The organism is Acinetobacter sp. HA, assembly GCF_000264725.1.
In the GTDB taxonomy this organism is placed as follows: domain Bacteria; phylum Pseudomonadota; class Gammaproteobacteria; order Pseudomonadales; family Moraxellaceae; genus Acinetobacter; species Acinetobacter schindleri.
Genome location: NZ_AJXD01000071.1, coordinates 1 through 1676, shown reverse-complemented (window position 1 = coordinate 1676; position 1676 = coordinate 1). Strand labels below are relative to the sequence as shown.

General features: G+C 44.7%; 2 protein-coding genes. One reads left to right on the top strand and one right to left on the bottom strand.

What is annotated here, in order from left to right; translation table 11 throughout:
- Nucleotides 1–70: 70 nt before the first annotated feature.
- The gene (locus tag HADU_RS11085; protein WP_008306412.1) at nucleotides 71–1030 is read right to left on the bottom strand and encodes a LysR substrate-binding domain-containing protein; all 960 of its coding nucleotides are present in this window, start codon (nucleotides 1028–1030) and stop codon (nucleotides 71–73) included.
- Nucleotides 1031–1271: 241 nt separating this feature from the next.
- On the opposite strand from HADU_RS11085, the gene HADU_RS11080 reads away from it, so the two are divergent.
- Nucleotides 1272–1676, top strand: a 405-nt coding sequence (locus HADU_RS11080) for an acyl-CoA dehydrogenase family protein (RefSeq protein ID WP_008306411.1), incomplete at its 3' end; no start/stop codon positions are given.

Below are 1676 nucleotides of genomic sequence, written 5' to 3'. Positions count from 1 at the left end.
CCCTCCGTGAGTTCGAATCTCACCGCTTCCGCCAGATTTGCAAAGCCCCAGTCGAAAGATTGGGGTTTTTTTATGGGGCTTCAGAATCAGCCTGAATGGGTTCTTGCTGTAGTTCTTCTTTCATCCAGTTTACAAATCTGGCAATGAGCGTGGAATGTTCATTATGAGCATGAATCAGGTGATAGGCCCGACGTCGTTCCAGTTTCTGATCGGAAATTTTCACCAGTTCTCCATTAGCGAGTTCTGTTTCAATTAACATCTGCGGAATCAAGGCCATTCCCATATCATGTTTGGCTGCAACGGCCAGCATAGAAAATAATTCATGCCGCTGTCCGCCTAAAGGATTTGGATGTTTTACCTGATGCAATTCGAACCAGTCCTGCCAGATTGTGGGGCGAGTCGTCTGTTGTAAAAGCGGTAACTGTAATAGCTGTTCAGCACTCAGTATTAAATGTGGTGTATCAGCTGTTACATTCATTTTTAAATGTGTTTTGATGAGACTGGGTGAACAGACAGCAACCACATCTTCATGCATCAGGAAATGGCTGGTAATCCCGGGCCACTGTGCGACCTGTTCTGGTGTACCTGCATAAATGGCAGCATCGAAGATGGTTTCATGAAACAGGAAGGGGCGTGTGCTGGTTTCCAGATGTACAGTAATTTCCGGATGACGCTGCTGGAAACGATGTAGCTTAGGTAATAGCCACCGGGTTGCAAAAGTAGGAACAACCCCCAGTTTCAGCGTACCGCCTTGACCTTTATGTTCTATGACATCCAGCGTAGCTTGTTCCAGACTTATTAATAAAGGTTTGATATTTTCATAATATTGCTGTCCTGCTGCGGTCAGTTCCACACCATGACGCGTACGGCTAAACAATTGTACCTCGAGTAATTCTTCCAGATGCTGGATCTGACGTGAGATCGCACTCTGAGTCAGAAAGAGCTCCTGTGCAGCATGGGTATAACTGGCATGGCGTGCTGCAGATTCGAAGCACATGAGGCTTTGGGTAGAAGGGATTTTTCGGCGCATAATTTCCTCCCTGAAAATATCGTCCTATCACAAAATGACATATTAAACGTAAACCTATATACAACTTTGGTCTACAGCATTGAGTTAGTCAGGCTTACAAGTTTGTTGATTGAAAGGCTCATATCTCAGTTATGCAATTAACGCATATCTACATGCTAAATACTCGTTTGAAAGCTGTTTCATTCCTGCCTAGGATCAAGTCAGAAGATTGAGAACAATAGACAGCTAAGCAGAGGATGCGATGAATCAAATGGTTAATACAAAAAAAGCCCAGAAAAACTATTTTGACTGGCAAGACCCATTTTTACTGGAGCAGCAACTGACAGAAGAAGAGCGCATGATTATGCAATCTGCACGCGCTTATTGTCAGGGGAAGCTTCAACCACGTGTATTGGAACAATTCCGTCATGAACAGACTGATCAGACCATTTTCCGTGAGATGGGTGAGCTCGGCTTGCTAGGACCGACGATTCCTGAACAGTATGGTGGTGCCGGGTTGAACTATGTCAGCTATGGCCTGATTGCACGTGAAGTTGAACGTGTCGATTCAGGTTACCGTTCTATGGCCAGCGTACAAAGCTCGCTGGTGATGGTGCCAATCAATGAATTTGGCTCTGAAGAACAGAAACAGAAGTATTTACCAAAA